A 15,688-nucleotide genomic window follows, 5' to 3' on the forward strand; every position below is an offset into this window, starting at 1 on the left:
GGGTCTCAGGAGTCACACAAGCCACGATTGCATCAGCTGGCTCATCTGTCCCTTGCACCCCAAAATCCTCCCCCGCCGCGCACGGGAAGGCCGGGACATCCCGGCGCGTGTCGCGAACCAGGGCGAGCGAAGCGACGGGCTAGGCGCCGACGGTGGCCAGCCACTCGCTGTAGAACAGCGCGACACCGAGCCCGCAGGCGATCGCGGTGAGCAGCCAGAACCGGATGATGACCGTGGTTTCGGCCCACCCGACCAGCTCGAAGTGGTGGTGGAACGGCGCCATCCGGAACACCCGGCGGCCCGTCGTCCGGAACGCGAGGATCTGCACGACCACCGACGTGACCTCGGCGACGAACAGGGCACCCAGCACGATCGCCAGCGTCTCGGTGCGACTCGTGACCGACAGGCCGGCGATGACGCCGCCGAGCGCGAGCGACCCCGTGTCCCCCATGAAGATCTTGGCGGGTGCGGCGTTCCACCACAGGAAGCCGATGCACGCTCCGGCGGTGGCGGCGGCCACCAGTGCCAGGTCGAGCGGGTCCCGCACGTTGTAGCAGCCGAGCCCGGGGCTGGTGGCGCAGGCGTTGCGGAACTGCCAGAACGTGATGATCACGTAGGCGGCGGTCACCATCGCCATCGCTCCGGCGGCGAGGCCGTCGAGCCCGTCGGTCAGGTTGACCGCGTTCGACCACGCGCTCACCAGCACCACCACGAACAGGACGAACACCGCCGGCGCGAACGTCACGGTGGCGATCTCGCGGACGTAGGACAGCTCGGGGCTGCCGGGCGTGAGCCCGTCGGGATTGCGGAACTGCAGCGCCAGCACGCCGAACAGCACCGCCGCCGTCAGCTGTCCGACGGTCTTCGCGGTCTTGTTCAGCCCGAGGTTGCGCGACCGGCGGATCTTGATGAGGTCGTCGATGAAGCCGACCGCACCCAGCGCGGTCGCCAGCCCGAGTACCAGGAGTCCGGACGCGGACGGCCCGCGCCCGTCGAGCGCGAGACCGACCAGGTGGGTGCCGAGGTACCCGGCCCAGATGCCGGCCAGGATCGCCACGCCGCCCATCGAGGGGGTGCCGCGCTTCTTCTGGTGGCTGGGCGGACCGTCCTCGCGGATCTCCTGGCCGAAGCCCTGCCGGGTGAACAGCCGGATCAGGGCGGGCGTCAGCAGGATCGATACCGCCAGCGCGATGCCGACGGCGATGAGTATCTGTCTCACGCCGGGCCCCCGTCGGCGGCCAGCGCGTCGGCGAGTACGCCGAGCCCGGACGAGTTGGACGCCTTCACCAGCACCACGTCACCCGCACGCAGTTCTGCCCGGAGCAGCGCGAGCGCGGCGTCGGCGTCGGGCACCATGCTCGACTCGCTGCCCCACGATCCCTCCATGACGGCCCCGTGGTGCATGGCGCTCATGGACCTCCCGGTTCCGACGACGACGAGCCGTGACACATCTAAGCGCACGGACAGACGACCGATGCTGTCATGTTCGCCGATCGCATCGTCACCGAGTTCCGCCATCTCGCCCAGCACGGCCCAGCTCCGGCGTTTGCCGACGCCGTCCACCGCGGTCGACTGAGCCATCCAGGCCAGCGCCTTGAGGCCCGCCCGCATCGAGTCGGGATTGGCGTTGTACGCGTCGTTGACGATGGTCACGCCGTCGGCGCGGGTGGTCACCTGCATGCGCCGCCGGGACACCGGTCCCGCCGTCGCCAACGCCGCCGCCACCGTGTCGAGATCGGCGCCGCACTGCAGCGCGACCGCCGCGGCGCACAGTGCATTCGACACCTGGTGGTCCCCGTGCACGGCCAGCTGCACGGGCACCTCCGCGCCGGCGGTGTGCAGCGTGAAGCTCGGCCGCGCCAACTCGTCGAGCGTGACGTCACCGGCCCAGAGGTCGACGCCGGGCCGGCGTGCCACCCGCACGACGCGTGCCGCCGTGACGTCGGCCATCGCGGCGACGGCAGCGTCGTCGACGTTGAGGATCACCACGCCGGACGATGGAACCGCCTGCGGCAGTTCGGACTTCGTGGCGGCGATGGCCTCGCGGGAGCCGAACTCGCCGAGGTGAGCGGTGCCGACGTTGAGCACCACCCCGATCGACGGCGGCGCGATGGCGGCCAGCGCGGCGATGTTGCCCGGGTGCCGCGCCGACAACTCGAGGATCAGGTAGTCGGTCGAGGTGGTCGCGCGCAGCACCGTCCACGGGTGGCCCAGTTCGTTGTTGAACGAGCCGGGCGGGGCGATCACCTCGCCGAGCGGGGCGAGTACCGCGGCCAGCAGGTCCTTGGTCGAGGTCTTGCCCGAGGAACCGGTGACGCCGATGATCGTCAGCCCGCCCTCGACGAGTTCCGCGGCGACGGCAGCGGCCAGCCTGGCCAGCGCCGCCAGCACGGCCGCGCCCGACCCGTCGGCGTCGTGTTCGAGGACGCCCGACTCCCGGTCCCCCGCGGCCGGAGCCGGAGGCACGACGATCGCGGGGACGCCGACCGGGCGCGCGGCGAGGACGGCGACCGCACCCGCGGCCACCGCTGCCGCGGCGAAGTCGTGGCCGTCGGCGCGTGCGCCGGGCAGCGCGAGGAACAGTCCACCGGGGCGGACCTCGCGCGAGTCGAACTCGACGGTGCCGGTGACGTGGACGAGGTCCGCGTCACCCGCGGGCACGTCGGCGACCACGCCGCCGACGATCTCGGCGATCCGCGCCAGGGAGAGATCGATCACGGGCGTGCTCCCAGTCCGGCCAGGGCCGAGGCCAGTTCGTCGCGGTCGTCGAACGGCCGGGTGTGGCCGGCCACGGTCTGGCCGGCCTCGTGTCCCTTGCCCGCCACCAGCACGACGTCGCCGTCGCGGGCCCACTCGACGGCGTACTCGATGGCGGCTCTGCGGTCACCGATCTCGGCGACGTCCGTCGTGGCGGGTGCAGCGGCGCGTGCACCCGACAGGAGCGCCGCCCGGATGGTCGCGGGGTCCTCGCTGCGCGGGTTGTCGTCGGTGACGACGACGAGGTCGGCCAGTTCGGCGGCGACCCGGCCCATCGGCTCCCGCTTGCCCGGGTCGCGGTCGCCGCCGGCACCGATCACGACCGCGATCCGGCCCGACGCCTGGTCGCGCAGCGTCGACAGGACCGCACCCAGCGCTCCAGGCTTGTGCGCGTAGTCGACGAGCGCGAGGAAGGGTTGACCGCGGTCGACGGCTTCGAGGCGGCCGGGCACGCCGGCGTCGCGCAGACCGGCTGCGGCCTGCTCCGGCGACACCCCGACGGCGTCGAGGAGCGCGGCGGCGAGCAGGCAGTTCGCGACGTTGAACCGGCCGGGTAGCGCGACGTGCAGCGGGTGGCGTCCACCGGCGGGGTCGACGGCGACGAAGTCCTGACCACCCCGGGCCGCCACCCGGACGTCCTCGGCACGCCAGCCGTCGCCGCGACCGTCGAGGCTCACCGTGACGGGACCGTCTGCCCGGCGGGCGACCTCGAGGCCGGCGTCGTCGTCGACGCAGACCACCGACACGTCCGCGTGCGTCGAGGACCGGGGGTCGAAGAGTCGCGCCTTGGCGTCCAGGTAGTCGGCCATCGTGGGGTGGAAGTCGAGGTGGTCGCGGGACAGGTTGGTGAACCCGCCCACCGCGAAGTGCACGCCGTCGACCCGTCCGAGCGTCAGCGCGTGGCTCGACACCTCCATCACCACCGTGTCCACGCCGCGCTCGAGCATCGCCGCGAGCAGGGCCTGCAGGTCGGGCGCCTCGGGCGTCGTCAGCCCGCCGGGTTCGTCGTGGCCGTCGATCCGGATGCCGACGCCGCCGATCAGACCGGCGACGCGACCGGCGGCGCGCAACCCGGCCTCGACCAGGTGCGTGGTGGTGGTTTTGCCCGAGGTCCCGGTGACGCCGATGACGCGCAGGAGTTCGGACGGGTTCCCGTAGACGGCGGCGGCGGCCACCCCGAGGACCGCGCGGGGGTTGGGGTGGACCAGTACCGGGACGGCGTCGTCGTCGATCCGGGTCGCGCCCTCGGGATCGGTCAGGACGGCGACCGCGCCGCGGTCGATGGCGTCGGCGGCGTACCGAGCGCCGTGCACCGACCCTCCGGGCAGCGCCGCGAAGAGGTCACCGGGCCGGGCGTCCTGGCCGCGCAGCGTGACACCCGTGAGGACGAGGTCCACGGCCTCCGAGGTCGTGGTGGCGTGGAGGCGATCCAGGAGGTGCGCAAGATCGGCACCGGCGGGGTGCGAGGGACGCAACATCATGGCGTTGACACAGTACCGGCCCCGTCGGGTCCGACCGGCACGTCAGCCCTGGAGCACCAGGGGTCCGCCGGGGTCGGGTGAGAGCGGCACGTTCTCCCGCTGCAGCAGCCACGACGCGATGTTGTGGAACAGCGGCGCCGACGTGGTGCCCGGTAGGCCCTCCGCGGTGCGATGCGGGTTGTCCATCATCACGCCGACCACGTAGCGGGGGTCGTTCGACGGCACCATGCCGGCGAAGGTGATCCAGTAGACGTCGTCGTAGTAGCAGCCGCAGGCGGGGTTGATCTGCTGCGCGGTGCCCGTCTTGCCCGCGATCTGGTAGCCCTCGACGGACGCCTGCCAGCCGGTGCCCTGCTGGACGCCGGTCGGGTCGCGTTGAATGGTGGCGCGCAACATGTTCCGCACCGCCTCGGCGGTGGGGGCGGAGACCACTCGCACGCCCTCGGGCCGCTCCTCGTCGGTCCTGCTCCCGTCCGCCGCCACGACCGACTTGATGATGCGCGGCGGGATGCGCACGCCGTCGTTGGCGATGGCCTGGTACATGCCGGTCATCTGCAGCAGGGTCATCGAAAGTCCCTGTCCGATGGGCAGGTTCGCGAACGAGCTTCCCGACCACTGGTCGATCGGCGGGACCAGGCCGGAACTCTCGCCGGGCAGGCCGACGCCGGTGCGGGCGCCGAGCCCGAACTTCTTCGCCATGTCGGCCCACCGTTCCGGGCCGACGCGCTGCGACAGCATCAGCGTGCCGACGTTGGAGGACTTCCCGAACACGCCGGTGGTCGTGTACGGCATGACGCCGTGTGACCACGCGTCGCGCACCGTCACGCCGCCCATGTCGATGGAACCCGGGACCTGCAGCACCTCGTCGGGGTTGGTCAGGCCGTACTCGATCGCCGATGCGGCCGTGACGATCTTGTTGACCGATCCGGGCTCGAAGGGCGAGGTGACGGAGAGGTTGCCCAGCTCGCGGTCTTCCTGCCTGCCGAGGTCCTGGCTCGGGTCGAACGTGTTGTCGTTCGACATGGCGAGCACCTCGCCGGTCTTCGCGTCCAGCACGACCGCGGAGACGTTCTTGGCGCCCGAGAGGTTCTTGGCCTGCTGCACCTGCTGCTGGACGTAGAACTGGATGTCGTCGTCGATCGTCAACTCCACGGTGGCGCCGTCGACCGCGTCGTGGCGGTTGCGGTAGCTGCCGGGGATCACGACGCCGTCCGAGCCGCGGTCGTAGGTGACCGCACCGTCGGTGCCGGCGAGCTTGGAGTCCAGCGAGTCCTCCAGGCCGAGCAGACCGTGCCCGTCCCAGTCGATTCCGCCGACGATGTTGGCGGCGAGCGAGCCACCCGGGTACTGCCGGATGTCCTGTCGCTCGGCGCCGATCTCGGGGTACTTCGTCATGATCGCCTGGGCGATCGCCGGGTCGACGGCCCGGGCGAGGTAGACGAAGGAGTCCCTACCCGACAGCTTCTTCAGCAGCGTCGGCGCGTCCGGCTTGCCGTTCAGCAGCCCGGACACGCCCTTGGCGATCTCGGCCAGGCGCTTCGATGGTTCCGGTGCGGACGGCTCCGCGGCCTTCGCGTCGGCGAGTTGCTTCTGGATCTTCGCGGGCTGGAACGTCAACGCCCTGGCCTCGATGGTGAAGGCCAGCTTGTCGTTGTTGCGGTCGACGATGCTGCCGCGGACGGCGGGGTCGATGTCGGTGACCTTGAGCTGGCCGGCGGCCTCGGCACGCAACCCCTCGGCGCGGGGCACCTGGAGCATGAACAGCTGGACGCCCGCCACCGTCAGCACGAGGGCGATGACGACGTTGCCCGCGCGGTGCCGGAACCCGAAGGACGAGCCGCGAGGCCCGCTGTCGGACAACGGCTCCCGGATCCTGCGGGCGCGCGCGGAATGCGGCTGATCGACGCGTCCACGGGACGCGGCGGGCGTGCCGCGCTTCCCGCGCCAGCTCATGCGGGCGTTCCCGGTGCGGGCACGGCCACCGGTGCGGGTGGTTCGACCGCGGCGGGCGGACCTGGCAGCGCAGGCAGCTGCGGCGAGGCGAGGTGCTCCGGATCGACGATGGGCGGCGCGGCGGGGGCGGGCACCTCGGCGACCGGCGCGCCGGGCGCGGCGGGCAGCACCGGGGCGGCGGGCGCCCCGGGCAGGACGGGTGCGCCGGGTACGACGGGCGCGGCGAGCACCGCTCCGGGTGCCGCGGCGGCAGCCGCGGGATCGAGCGGCAGCGCGGGACGCTCGGGCATCCGCACGGTCAGCTCACGCGGCTCGACCACCCGCGGCGCCGGTGGCGGCGGCGGGGCGGGCGGCCCGGGCTCGGGCAGCGGCATGTTCAGCGGCGGGGGCTGGACGCCTTCGGCGGGCTTGGGTGTGCCGACGACGATCCACGCCCCGGCGGGATCCTGGACCAGGTGCGCGGTGTCCCGCGACGGGATCATGCCCAGCTGCCGCGCGGACTCGGCGAGTGCGGGCGCGGCCTGGGCCTCGAGGACGTCGCGCTCCAAGGCGTCCTTCTGTTGCATCAGAGCCTGATTGGTCTGGCGGGCGTGCCCCAGTTCGTAGGACCGCTCCGCGGCATCGGTCGAGAGCCACAGCGTGACGCCGAGGCCGAGGCCCAGGGCGCCGATCACCAGCACCACGAACGGAACCCGGCCGACCAGCTCGCGCGGGTTCAGTTCGACGGCGGACAGCCGGACGAGCAGGCGCTCCCGCAGCGGCGGCCGAACGATCTTCGGCGCCTTGGCCTTGCGCGCCTTGGCCCTGGCCTTCGCCTGAGCGGCGTTCTTGGGGCGGCCGGGCGCCTGGGCCGGGCGCGGGATCGGGCTGGTCTGCGGACCCGAGCCCTTCGGCCGCGCCGGCCGCTGGTCGGCCGCCGGCCTGCGGCCACGCGTCGGGGAGTCCCCGGTCCGCCGTGCCGTCGCGCCGGACGGGCGTCGACGTTCGTCGGTTCGGCGGACGTTCTTGGCGCGCACCGGTTCCTTGCGTTTGGCCATCAGGAGACGTCCCTTCCTACGGCCCGTTCCAGGGCCCTGAGCCGAACCGATGCACTGCGGGGGTTGAGGTCGATCTCGACGTCGTTCGCCTTCTCGGCGCCGCGCGTCAGCGAGGTGAACAGCGGTTCGTGGCCGGGCAGCTCCATCGGCAGGCCGGCCGGGGTCCGCGACGCGGTCGCGTCCGCGAAGACGTTCTTGACGATCTTGTCCTCCAGCGACTGATAGGCCATGACGACGATGCGGCCGCCCGTGTCGAGCGCGTCGAGCGCGGCGGGCAGCGCCTCGCGCAGCGAGTCCAGTTCGGCGTTGACGACGGTGCGCAGCGCCTGGAAGGTGCGCTTGGCCGGGTGGCCGCCGGTGCGCCGGGTCGCGGCGGGGATCGCGGTGTAGAGCACCTCCACCAGTTCGGCGGTGGTGCGCAGCGGCTGCTGGGCGCGCCTGCGGCCGATCTCGGCGGCGATGCGGGAGGCGAAGCGCTCGTCGCCGAACTCGCGCAGGACGCGGGCGAGGTCGCGGAGTTCGTAGGTGTTGACGACGTCGGCGGCCGTCAGCGGACCGTCGGGATCCATCCGCATGTCCAAGGGCGCGTCCTTGGAGTAGGAGAACCCGCGGTCGGCGCGGTCGAGCTGCATGCTCGACACGCCGAGGTCGAACAGCACGCCGTGGACGACGGGCTCGGTGCGATCGTCCCAGTAGCCGTCGTAGCGGGTGCGGACCAGTCGCACGCGGTCACCGAACGGAGCGAGGCGCCGGTCGGCGAGGTCGAGCGCGGTGGGGTCTCGGTCCAGCCCGACGAGGCGGAGGCCCGGGAGGTCGGTGAGGAATCGCTCGGCGTGGCCGCCTGCGCCGAGGGTGGCGTCGACCAGGACGGCGCCGGATCCGTCGGCGGCGTGCCGGGTGAGCGCGGGAACCAGGAGTTCGACGCAGCGGTCGAGCAGAACGGGAACGTGGGGTGCGCCGGCGGCGTCGGTGGGATGGTCAGCCACGGCCGGTCCCCTCCCGTAGCGCAGGCGTCTGCGATGTGGTGCCCGTGCATCGGGGTCTCTGTCCGAGGTCACGAACCTGGCGTCGGGGAAGTACGTCAGGGTCGGTTCGGGCAGAGGCCACGATGCATGGACGGCATCGAGGTCGAACTGTGGATCAGATGATGTCGCGCAGAGTTTCATCGCTGGCCGAGGAGAAGTTCTCTTCGTGTGCGGCCTGGTATTCCTGCCAGGCCTGTGCATCCCAGATCTCGAGGTACGTGATGGAACCGGTGACCACGCACTCCTTGGTCAGGTCCGCGTACCGACGGTGGTCGGCCGTGAGCGTGATCCGGCCCTGCGCGTCCGGATGCTGCTCGTCGGTCGCCGCGGCGAGGTTGCGCAGGTAGGCCCTGGCCTCCGGATTGCTCCGGGATGCCTGCGTCAGTCGTTCCGCGAGCGCTTCGAACTCGGCACGCGGGTAGACCGCGAGGCTGTGATCTTGACTCTTGGTGACCATCAACCCCCCTGCCAGCGCGTCGCGGAACTTGGCGGGCAGCGTGAGCCGCCCCTTGTCGTCGAGCTTTGGCGTGTAGGTGCCGAGAAACATCTCGCCACCTCCCACTCGGGGGTCCCGAGTTGCTTCTGCCCGTACACCCGGAGCACCTGCGCTCCGTTGTCCGCCACTTTACCCCACAATCCCCCACATCGCGCCATCCATTGGGAAAACGACCCACCGTCTCCCCACCCGGCATCCATTCACCCAGGTCGAGGGGTCGGCGGCGGCCCCCAGGAGCGGTGGTCCGGCATGAAAAGTGCAGCTCAAGGCTGGTTTCGGCCGTGGTGGGGCCAGGTGGGGAATCTCCGTGCCGCGGAATCGTGTCGGCGCGTCGCCCGGCGCGTCGCTGAGCCATCGTGAGGCGGCACCGACGGTCGGGCGCCGGGTGGGCGTCCTAGGACGTGAAAAAGGGGCAGCTCCCGATGGGAGCTACCCCTGTGACGACGAAGCGTTTACTCGTCGAAGCGCTTGCGGAACCGGTCCTCCATGCGACTGGTGAACGAGCCACCGCCGCCGCCCTTGGCCTTGCGGGGCCGCGACCCTCCGCCACCCTCGGGGGCGGCCTTGTCACGGCCTCCGGCGACGCGCGGGCCGGTGATGGCGAACACGACACCGCCGAACATCACGATGAAGCCGACGACCGAGAGCACCGGCAGGCTGCCGACCCAGGTCGCCTTGAGCGCGATGCCGGCGACCAGAAGCGCCAGACCGACGAGGAACAGCACGCCACCTTGCAGGCGACGCCGCGCCGACGGTGCACGGAGGTTGCCCCCGCGCACGCTGGAGGCGAACTTGGGGTCCTCGGCATAGAGCGCGCTCTCGATCTGGTCGAGCATGCGCTGCTCATGATCGGAGAGTGGCATCCGTGCCTCCCAATTCCTGCGGCCGTCAAGGGTCCGAACTCGTGCCCGGACTCGTACAAGGTGGCGAGTGCCCGCCGGACGGGCACTCAACACTCATGATACGAGGTGAATCTGAGCCGTACCACCTAGTTCGATGCTCGATTGTACGGCGAGGCCGATGGGACCGAGGTGCCACGTCGACCGGCCGCGGATCCAGCGGATAATGGGGTGGACTCCGGGCACCCGGCGGCCACCCTGCCGAGGTCCCGGTCCACCACTTTCGCGAAGGGCATCACGAGGTTGGCGACGTTCCTGATCGACCTGTCGACGGCCGACATGCAACGACGCCTCGGCGACGCGCTGACCGTCTACGTCGCAGCCATGCGCTACCCCCGGGGCACCGAGGACCAGCGCGCCTCCATGTGGCTGGAGCACACCCGTCGGCAGGGCTGGAAGGCCGTCGCGGCAGTGCAATCCGCGGATGACGGCGCCAACGCCGACGATGCCGACCGGCTGGCAGGCGCGCCGATCCTGGGGGTCGCGTACGGCTACTGCGGCGCACCCGACCAGTGGTGGCAGCAGCAGGTGGTCGCAGGGCTGCAGCGCGGCGGAACCGATGCCGGACGGATCTCCGAACTCATGAACGGCTACTTCGAACTCACCGAGCTGCACATCCACCCCGATGCCCAGGGGCAGGGACTCGGCGAGGCGCTGGCCCGGCGGTTGCTCGCCGACCGACCCGAGTCACACGTGCTGCTGTCCACGCCGGAGATCACCGGAGAGGAGAACCGCGCCTGGCGGCTGTACCGCAGGCTCGGCTTTACCGACGTGATCCGCGGCTATCACTTCGCCGGCGATCCGCGGCCGTTCGCGATCCTGGGGCGCACACTTCCCCTCTGACCTCCGACGAGCCGTCCGGTCTGGCACGATGACCTCGTGCTGGTGAGCAACCGAAGGCGAAGCAAGCGGCTGGTCGCCCTACTCCTTCTCTTCGTGATCGTGCCCGCGGCAGCGGGGTGCGTCCGGGTGCGTGCGTCGATCACGGTCTCCCCCGACGATCGGGTGTCCGGTCAGATCATCGCCGCGGCGAAGCCACGCGACGGCGACGACAAGGGTCCGCAGTTGCTCAACACCCTCCCGTTCAGCAACAAGGTGTCGGTGTCGTCGTACGAGCGCGACGACTACGTCGGCTCGCAGGCGGTCTTCTCCGACCTGACGTTCGCCGAGCTGCCCCAGCTCGCCGGGATGAATCGCGACGCGGCGGGCGTCGACATCTCGCTGCGCCGCGCCGGCGACCTGGTGATCCTGGAGGGCCGCGCGGATCTGACGTCGCTGAACGATCCGGAGGCGGACGTCTCGCTCAGCGTCTCGTTCCCCGGTGAGGTGACCTCCACCAACGGTGACCAGGTGGCCTCCGACATCGTCGAGTGGAAGCTGCGGCCCGGTGTCGTGAGCACGATGAACGCCCAGGCGCGCTACACCGATCCGAGTGCCAGGTCGTTCACCGGCGCGGCGATCTGGTTGTCGCTGGGAGCGTTCCTGGTGGCCGGGGTCATCGGCGGGCTGGCCTGGATGAGCCGCGACCGCAGCCCGGTGCTCGCCAGCCCGCAACAGCCCCCGCACTGACAGGCTCTAGTCTTCAATGACTCTCCGATGGCACCAACAGCGTGCCCGGGTTAGGGAAAGGGGCGTCTCCTGAGCGCGAGCGAGGAGCGGAGCGGGATCGCGCCAAGTCCCAGCGAGGAGCGGAGCGGGATCGCGCCGAATCCCAGCGAGGAGCGGAGCGGGATCGCGCCGGCAGTGCCCGGGGCCGCCGAACTGGCCGCGGCGGTGACCGACGAGCTGCGCGCCTACCTCGTCCTGCGTCGCAGCGACGCCGCCTACATCGGCACCGACTACGCCGAGTTGACCGCGGGGCTCGAGGAGTTCGTGTTGCGCGGCGGCAAACGCCTGCGGCCGCTGTTCGCCTACTGGGGATGGCGCGCCGTCGTCGATCCCGAGACCATGGGCGACCCACTGCGCCCGGACACGCTGCGCCTCTTCGGCGCGCTGGAGCTGCTGCACGCCTGCGCGCTCGTGCACGACGACGTCATCGACGCCTCCGCGACGCGCCGGGGGCTGCCCACCGTCCACCGTCTCTTCGCCGACCTGCACCGCACGCGCGACTGGCACGGGTCACCCGAGCAGTTCGGGTTGTCGGCGGCGATCCTGTGCGGTGACCTGTCGCTGGTGTGGGCCGACGACGTCATCGCCGACTCCGGCCTCTCGATCGACGCGCTCCGGCGCGTGCGGCGGGTGTGGGCCGACATCCGGACGGAGGTGCTCGGGGGTCAGTACCTCGACATCGCCGCAGAGTCCGGGCGCGCCGAGACCGTCGCCTCCGCGATGAACGTCAACCGGTTCAAGACCGCGTCGTACACCGTGTCGCGGCCGCTGCAATTCGGCGCGGCCGCCGCGGCGGACCGCCCCGACGTGCAGGAGACCTTCCTCGAGGTCGGCACCGACCTCGGGATCGCGTTCCAACTGCGCGACGACGTCTTGGGCGTCTTCGGCGACCCGGCCGTCACCGGCAAGCCGTCCGGTGACGACCTCCGCTCGGGCAAGCGCACGGTGCTCCTGGCCGAAGCGCTGGAACGAGCCGACCGCACCGATCCCGTCGCGGCCAAGCTGCTGCGTACGTCCATCGGCACCGACCTGACCGACGCCCAGGTGGGCGACCTGCGGTCGGCGATCGAGTCGGTAGGCGCCCTGGCCGCCGTCGAGACGCACATCGCCGAACTCACGTCCCGCGGCCTCGAGGTGCTCGTGGCCGCACCGATCCACGACGCCGCCAAGGTCGGTCTGGCCGAACTCGCCGGATTGGCGTCCAACCGGTCCGCCTGACGCAGATGGCCACTCCCACGTCTCCCCCGCCGACCACGGACGGGACGTCGCGCGTCGGCGGTGCGGTGTCGCGACTGCTGGCGTTCACCAGGTCACAGGAGGCGCGGCCCGCGCTGCTGGGCTTCCTGGGCGCGTGGCTGATCACGATCGGCGGGCTCGGCGCGGGCAGCACCCGCCTGCACGACCCCCTGCTCGAATCGCTGCACCTGTCGTGGCTGCGGTTCGGCCACGGGCTGGTCGTGTCGTCGGTACTGCTCTGGGGTGGCGTCGCGGTGATGCTGTTCTCCTGGCTGTGGCTGGGCCGCCGCGTGGTGGACCGCAGCGCCACCGAGTACACGATGGTCGCGACCACCGGATTCTGGCTTGCCCCACTACTTCTCAGCGTGCCGGTGTTCAGTCGCGACACGTACTCCTACCTCGCGCAGGGAGCGCTCCTGCGCGACGGCTTCGATCCCTACGTCGTCGGCCCGATCGACAACGTGAACTCACTGCTGGACAACGTCAGCCCGATCTGGACGACGACGACGGCGCCGTACGGGCCCGCGTTCATCCTGGTGGCCAAGTTCGTCACGCTCGTCGTCGGCGAGGACGTCGTGGCGGGCACGATGCTGCTGCGGCTGTGCATGCTGCCCGGGCTCGTCATGCTGATCTGGGCGGCGCCGCGGGTGGCGCGACGGATCGGCGCCAACGGTGCTGCGGCGCTGTGGATCTGCGTGCTCAACCCGCTGGTGATCATCCATCTGATGGGTGGCGTGCACAACGAGATGCTGATGGTCGGGCTGATGATGGCGGCGATCGCGCTGACGCTCGCCGACCGACCGGCGTGGGGCGTGTCGCTCATCGCGCTGGCCGTGGCGGTCAAGGCCACCGCGGGGCTGGCGCTGCCCTTCATGGTGTGGATGTGGATGCACCGCCTGCGCGCCAAGCGCGATCTCGGGGCGGTTCGCGCCTTCTCGATCGCGACGGCGGCGTCGGCCGCGATCTTCGTGGTCGTCTTCGCCGTGGTGTCCCTGCTCGCCGGCGTCGGACTCGGGTGGCTGACGGCGCTGGCGGGTTCGGTGAAGATCATCAATTGGTTGACGTTGCCGACGGCCGCGGCGAACCTGATCAACGCGCTGGGTGGATTGGTGATACCGGTCAACTTCTACGCCGTGCTCGAGGTGACCCGGATCATCGGCATCGCCGTCATCGCGATCTCGCTACCACTGCTGTGGTGGCGCTACCGCCACGACGATCGGCAGGCGCTGACGGGCATCGCGCTGGCGATGCTGGTGGTGGTGCTGTTCGTCCCAGCGGCTCTGCCCTGGTACTACACGTGGCCGCTGGCGGTGGTGTCGGTGCTGGCGCAGAGCCGCAGTGCGATCGCCGTCATCGCGGGCTTCTCGACGTGGATCATGGTGATCTTCAAGCCCGATGGCTCACACGGCATGTACTCGTGGCTGCACGTCCTGCTCGCGACGGCACTCGCCGTCGCGGCCTGGTACTCGCTGTCGCGGGCGCCGGAGAGGGTGACGAGCGAGGCTCAGTAGGCCGCCGACCGTGGCACGGTCAATAGGCCGCCGACCGTGGCACGGTCAATAGGCCATGGCCTGGGCGCGCCGCAGCACCTCGCGCGCCTGGTGGCTGTGCAGCGCGTCGACGGGCCGGGCGTTCTGCTGTGGCGCGACGCCGCCGTCGCGGGTGATGGTCAGCGACGGGTCGGGGGTGAACAGCCACCGCACGATCTCGGTCTCCTGGTAACCGCCGTCGTGCAGGACGACGAGCAGTCCGGGCAGCGACTTCACGACCGTCCCGTCGGTGTCGAAGAACGCCTTCGGCACCACGACGGCGCCGTTTCTGCGCACGCCGAGCAGGTGACGTTCCTTGAGGTGCTGCAGCACCTTGGACTTGGGGACGCGGAGGAGGGAGGCGACGGCGGACAGGTCGAGGACCGCCTCGTCGGGATCGAGGACGTCGTCGGCGGCCGGAATGGTGCTCACGACACCGAGTCTAAGATGCACGCGTGGAGTCCAGCCAGCGCATCGACCCGCTCGTCGGTGCCGTTCTGGACGGGCGGTACCGCGTGGACCATCCGATCGCGACCGGCGGGATGTCGACGGTGTACCGCGGCCTCGACGTCCGCCTGGACCGGCCCGTCGCGCTGAAGGTGATGGACGCCAGGTACGCCGGGGACCAGCAGTTCCTGACCCGGTTCCAACGCGAGGCCAGGGCGGTCGCCCGGCTCAAGGATCCCGGCCTGGTCGCGGTCTACGACCAGGGCTTCGACGGCAGGCACCCCTTCCTGGTCATGGAACTCGTCGAGGGCGGCACGCTGCGCGAACTGCTGCGCGAGCGCGGCCCGATGCCCCCGCATGCCGTCGCCGCGGTGCTCACGCCCGTCCTGGGCGGTCTGGCCGCCGCGCACCGCGCGGGCCTGGTGCACCGTGACGTCAAGCCGGAGAACGTCCTCGTCTCCGACGAGGGCGACGTGAAGATCGCCGACTTCGGCCTCGTCCGCGCCGTCGCCGAGGCCAAGATCACCTCGACCAGCGTGATCCTGGGCACGGCCGCGTACCTGTCTCCCGAGCAGGTCGGCACCGGCGACGCCGGACCTCGCAGCGACGTCTACGCCGTCGGCATCCTGGCCTACGAACTGCTCACCGGCGTCACGCCGTTCACCGGCGACAACCCGCTCAGCGTCGCCTACCAGCGGATGGACCACGACGTGCCGCCGCCGAGTGCGGCGATCAGTGGGGTGCCGAGCCAGTTCGACGAGCTGGTGGCACGGGCCACGGCGCGCGATCCGGCCGAGCGCTTCGCCGACGCACAGGAGATGGCGGCCGAATTGGACGACGTGATCGACGAACTCGGCCTGCCCGCCTTCCGCGTGCCCGCGCCGAAGAACTCGGCACAGCATGCCGCGGCGACCGCCCACCACGATCGGCTCGGTGCGCCGGTCCGGCACACCCGCGAGTTCACCCGGGGCCCTGACGACTGGGCCGACGACGAACCCGCCACCGAGGTGGTGTCCCAGCGACAGCGACCGCCCGCGCCCCGAACCCGTCCGGCGCGAGGCGACTTCGCCGGCATCCAGATCGACGAGTTCGAGTGGGCGCGGCAGCGCAGCAAGCGCGTCCAGCTGTTCTGGGTGCTCGCCGTGCTGATCCTCACCGGCCTGACCGCTGCGGGCGCGTGGACGCTCGGCAGCAACCTGACCGGACTGCTCGGCTGACCG

14 protein-coding genes are annotated in these 15,688 nt (G+C 71.2%); 5 read left to right on the plus strand and 9 right to left on the minus strand.

The window, feature by feature from the left end; genetic code table 11:
- Positions 1-139: 139 nt before the first annotated feature.
- The 8 genes from mraY to G6N64_RS22955 all read right to left on the minus strand — a co-directional run bounded on the left by mraY (position 140) and on the right by G6N64_RS22955 (position 9,612).
- Positions 140-1,219 (minus strand): phospho-N-acetylmuramoyl-pentapeptide-transferase, encoded by a 1,080-nt coding sequence (gene mraY / locus G6N64_RS22920; protein ID WP_163800072.1) that lies wholly within the window; start codon positions 1,217-1,219, stop codon positions 140-142.
- Positions 1,216-2,718, minus strand: coding sequence for a UDP-N-acetylmuramoyl-tripeptide--D-alanyl-D-alanine ligase (locus G6N64_RS22925; protein ID WP_163800074.1), 1,503 nt, complete (start codon positions 2,716-2,718; stop codon positions 1,216-1,218). The genes mraY and G6N64_RS22925 overlap by 4 nt, the downstream gene beginning before the upstream one ends.
- The gene (locus G6N64_RS22930; protein WP_163800075.1) at positions 2,715-4,238 is read right to left on the minus strand and encodes a UDP-N-acetylmuramoyl-L-alanyl-D-glutamate--2,6-diaminopimelate ligase; all 1,524 of its coding nucleotides are present in this window, start codon (positions 4,236-4,238) and stop codon (positions 2,715-2,717) included. The genes G6N64_RS22925 and G6N64_RS22930 overlap by 4 nt, the downstream gene beginning before the upstream one ends.
- A 42-nt stretch (positions 4,239-4,280) precedes the next feature.
- Positions 4,281-6,191: a peptidoglycan D,D-transpeptidase FtsI family protein gene (locus tag G6N64_RS22935; protein ID WP_163800078.1), complete on the minus strand. Its 1,911-nt coding sequence runs from the start codon at positions 6,189-6,191 to the stop codon at positions 4,281-4,283.
- On the minus strand, positions 6,188-7,228 hold the full coding sequence (gene ftsL, locus G6N64_RS22940; protein ID WP_174266866.1) for a cell division protein FtsL: 1,041 nt from the start codon (positions 7,226-7,228) through the stop codon (positions 6,188-6,190). Before ftsL ends, G6N64_RS22935 begins: the two co-directional genes overlap by 4 nt.
- Entirely contained in the window at positions 7,228-8,394 is a 1,167-nt protein-coding gene (gene rsmH / locus G6N64_RS22945; protein ID WP_163800080.1) for a 16S rRNA (cytosine(1402)-N(4))-methyltransferase RsmH, read from the minus strand. Before rsmH ends, ftsL begins: the two co-directional genes overlap by 1 nt.
- Positions 8,369-8,800, minus strand: coding sequence for a division/cell wall cluster transcriptional repressor MraZ (gene mraZ, locus G6N64_RS22950; RefSeq protein ID WP_163800082.1), 432 nt, complete (start codon positions 8,798-8,800; stop codon positions 8,369-8,371). Before mraZ ends, rsmH begins: the two co-directional genes overlap by 26 nt.
- A gap of 401 nt (positions 8,801-9,201) precedes the next feature.
- On the minus strand, positions 9,202-9,612 hold the full coding sequence (locus G6N64_RS22955) for an SCO2097 family morphological protein (protein WP_163800084.1): 411 nt from the start codon (positions 9,610-9,612) through the stop codon (positions 9,202-9,204).
- 279 nt (positions 9,613-9,891) lie between these two features.
- Between G6N64_RS22955 and G6N64_RS22960 the strand changes: the two genes are divergently transcribed.
- The 4 genes from G6N64_RS22960 to G6N64_RS22975 all read left to right on the plus strand — a co-directional run bounded on the left by G6N64_RS22960 (position 9,892) and on the right by G6N64_RS22975 (position 14,003).
- The gene (locus G6N64_RS22960) at positions 9,892-10,491 is read left to right on the plus strand and encodes a GNAT family N-acetyltransferase (RefSeq protein WP_163802050.1); all 600 of its coding nucleotides are present in this window, start codon (positions 9,892-9,894) and stop codon (positions 10,489-10,491) included.
- Positions 10,492-10,530: 39 nt separating this feature from the next.
- Positions 10,531-11,217: an LppM family (lipo)protein gene (locus G6N64_RS22965; protein WP_163802051.1), complete on the plus strand. Its 687-nt coding sequence runs from the start codon at positions 10,531-10,533 to the stop codon at positions 11,215-11,217.
- 162 nt (positions 11,218-11,379) lie between these two features.
- Positions 11,380-12,474, plus strand: a complete 1,095-nt coding sequence (idsA2, locus tag G6N64_RS22970; protein ID WP_163802052.1) for a bifunctional (2E,6E)-farnesyl/geranyl diphosphate synthase — start codon at positions 11,380-11,382, stop codon at positions 12,472-12,474.
- Between the two features lie 5 nt (positions 12,475-12,479).
- The gene (locus G6N64_RS22975; protein WP_163800086.1) at positions 12,480-14,003 is read left to right on the plus strand and encodes an alpha-(1->6)-mannopyranosyltransferase A; all 1,524 of its coding nucleotides are present in this window, start codon (positions 12,480-12,482) and stop codon (positions 14,001-14,003) included.
- A gap of 45 nt (positions 14,004-14,048) precedes the next feature.
- Here the strand turns inward: G6N64_RS22975 and G6N64_RS22980 are convergent, their stop codons facing one another.
- Complete coding sequence (locus G6N64_RS22980; RefSeq protein WP_163800088.1) at positions 14,049-14,453, minus strand: Rv2175c family DNA-binding protein; 405 nt, start codon at positions 14,451-14,453, stop codon at positions 14,049-14,051.
- A gap of 23 nt (positions 14,454-14,476) precedes the next feature.
- Between G6N64_RS22980 and G6N64_RS22985 the strand changes: the two genes are divergently transcribed.
- Positions 14,477-15,685 carry a protein kinase domain-containing protein gene (locus G6N64_RS22985; RefSeq protein ID WP_163800090.1) on the plus strand — a complete coding sequence of 403 codons (1,209 nt, stop codon included), beginning with the start codon at positions 14,477-14,479 and terminating at the stop codon, positions 15,683-15,685.
- Positions 15,686-15,688: the final 3 nt, after the last annotated feature.

Origin of the sequence: Mycolicibacterium sediminis (assembly GCF_010731735.1) — a bacterium.
GTDB lineage: Bacteria > Actinomycetota > Actinomycetes > Mycobacteriales > Mycobacteriaceae > Mycobacterium > Mycobacterium sediminis.

What these genes read in the sequence shown, in the direction of transcription:
- rsmH (WP_163800080.1), bottom strand. Translation starts at nt 8,394, where the DNA reads ATGAAACTCTGCGCGACATCATCTGATCCACAGTTCGACCTCGATGCC.
- G6N64_RS22930 (WP_163800075.1), bottom strand. Translation starts at nt 4,238, where the DNA reads ATGATGTTGCGTCCCTCGCACCCCGCCGGTGCCGATCTTGCGCACCTC.
- ftsL (WP_174266866.1), bottom strand. Translation starts at nt 7,228, where the DNA reads ATGGCCAAACGCAAGGAACCGGTGCGCGCCAAGAACGTCCGCCGAACC.
- G6N64_RS22935 (WP_163800078.1), bottom strand. Translation starts at nt 6,191, where the DNA reads ATGAGCTGGCGCGGGAAGCGCGGCACGCCCGCCGCGTCCCGTGGACGC.
- mraZ (WP_163800082.1), bottom strand. Translation starts at nt 8,800, where the DNA reads ATGTTTCTCGGCACCTACACGCCAAAGCTCGACGACAAGGGGCGGCTC.
- G6N64_RS22975 (WP_163800086.1), top strand. Translation starts at nt 12,480, where the DNA reads ATGGCCACTCCCACGTCTCCCCCGCCGACCACGGACGGGACGTCGCGC.
- G6N64_RS22955 (WP_163800084.1), bottom strand. Translation starts at nt 9,612, where the DNA reads ATGCCACTCTCCGATCATGAGCAGCGCATGCTCGACCAGATCGAGAGC.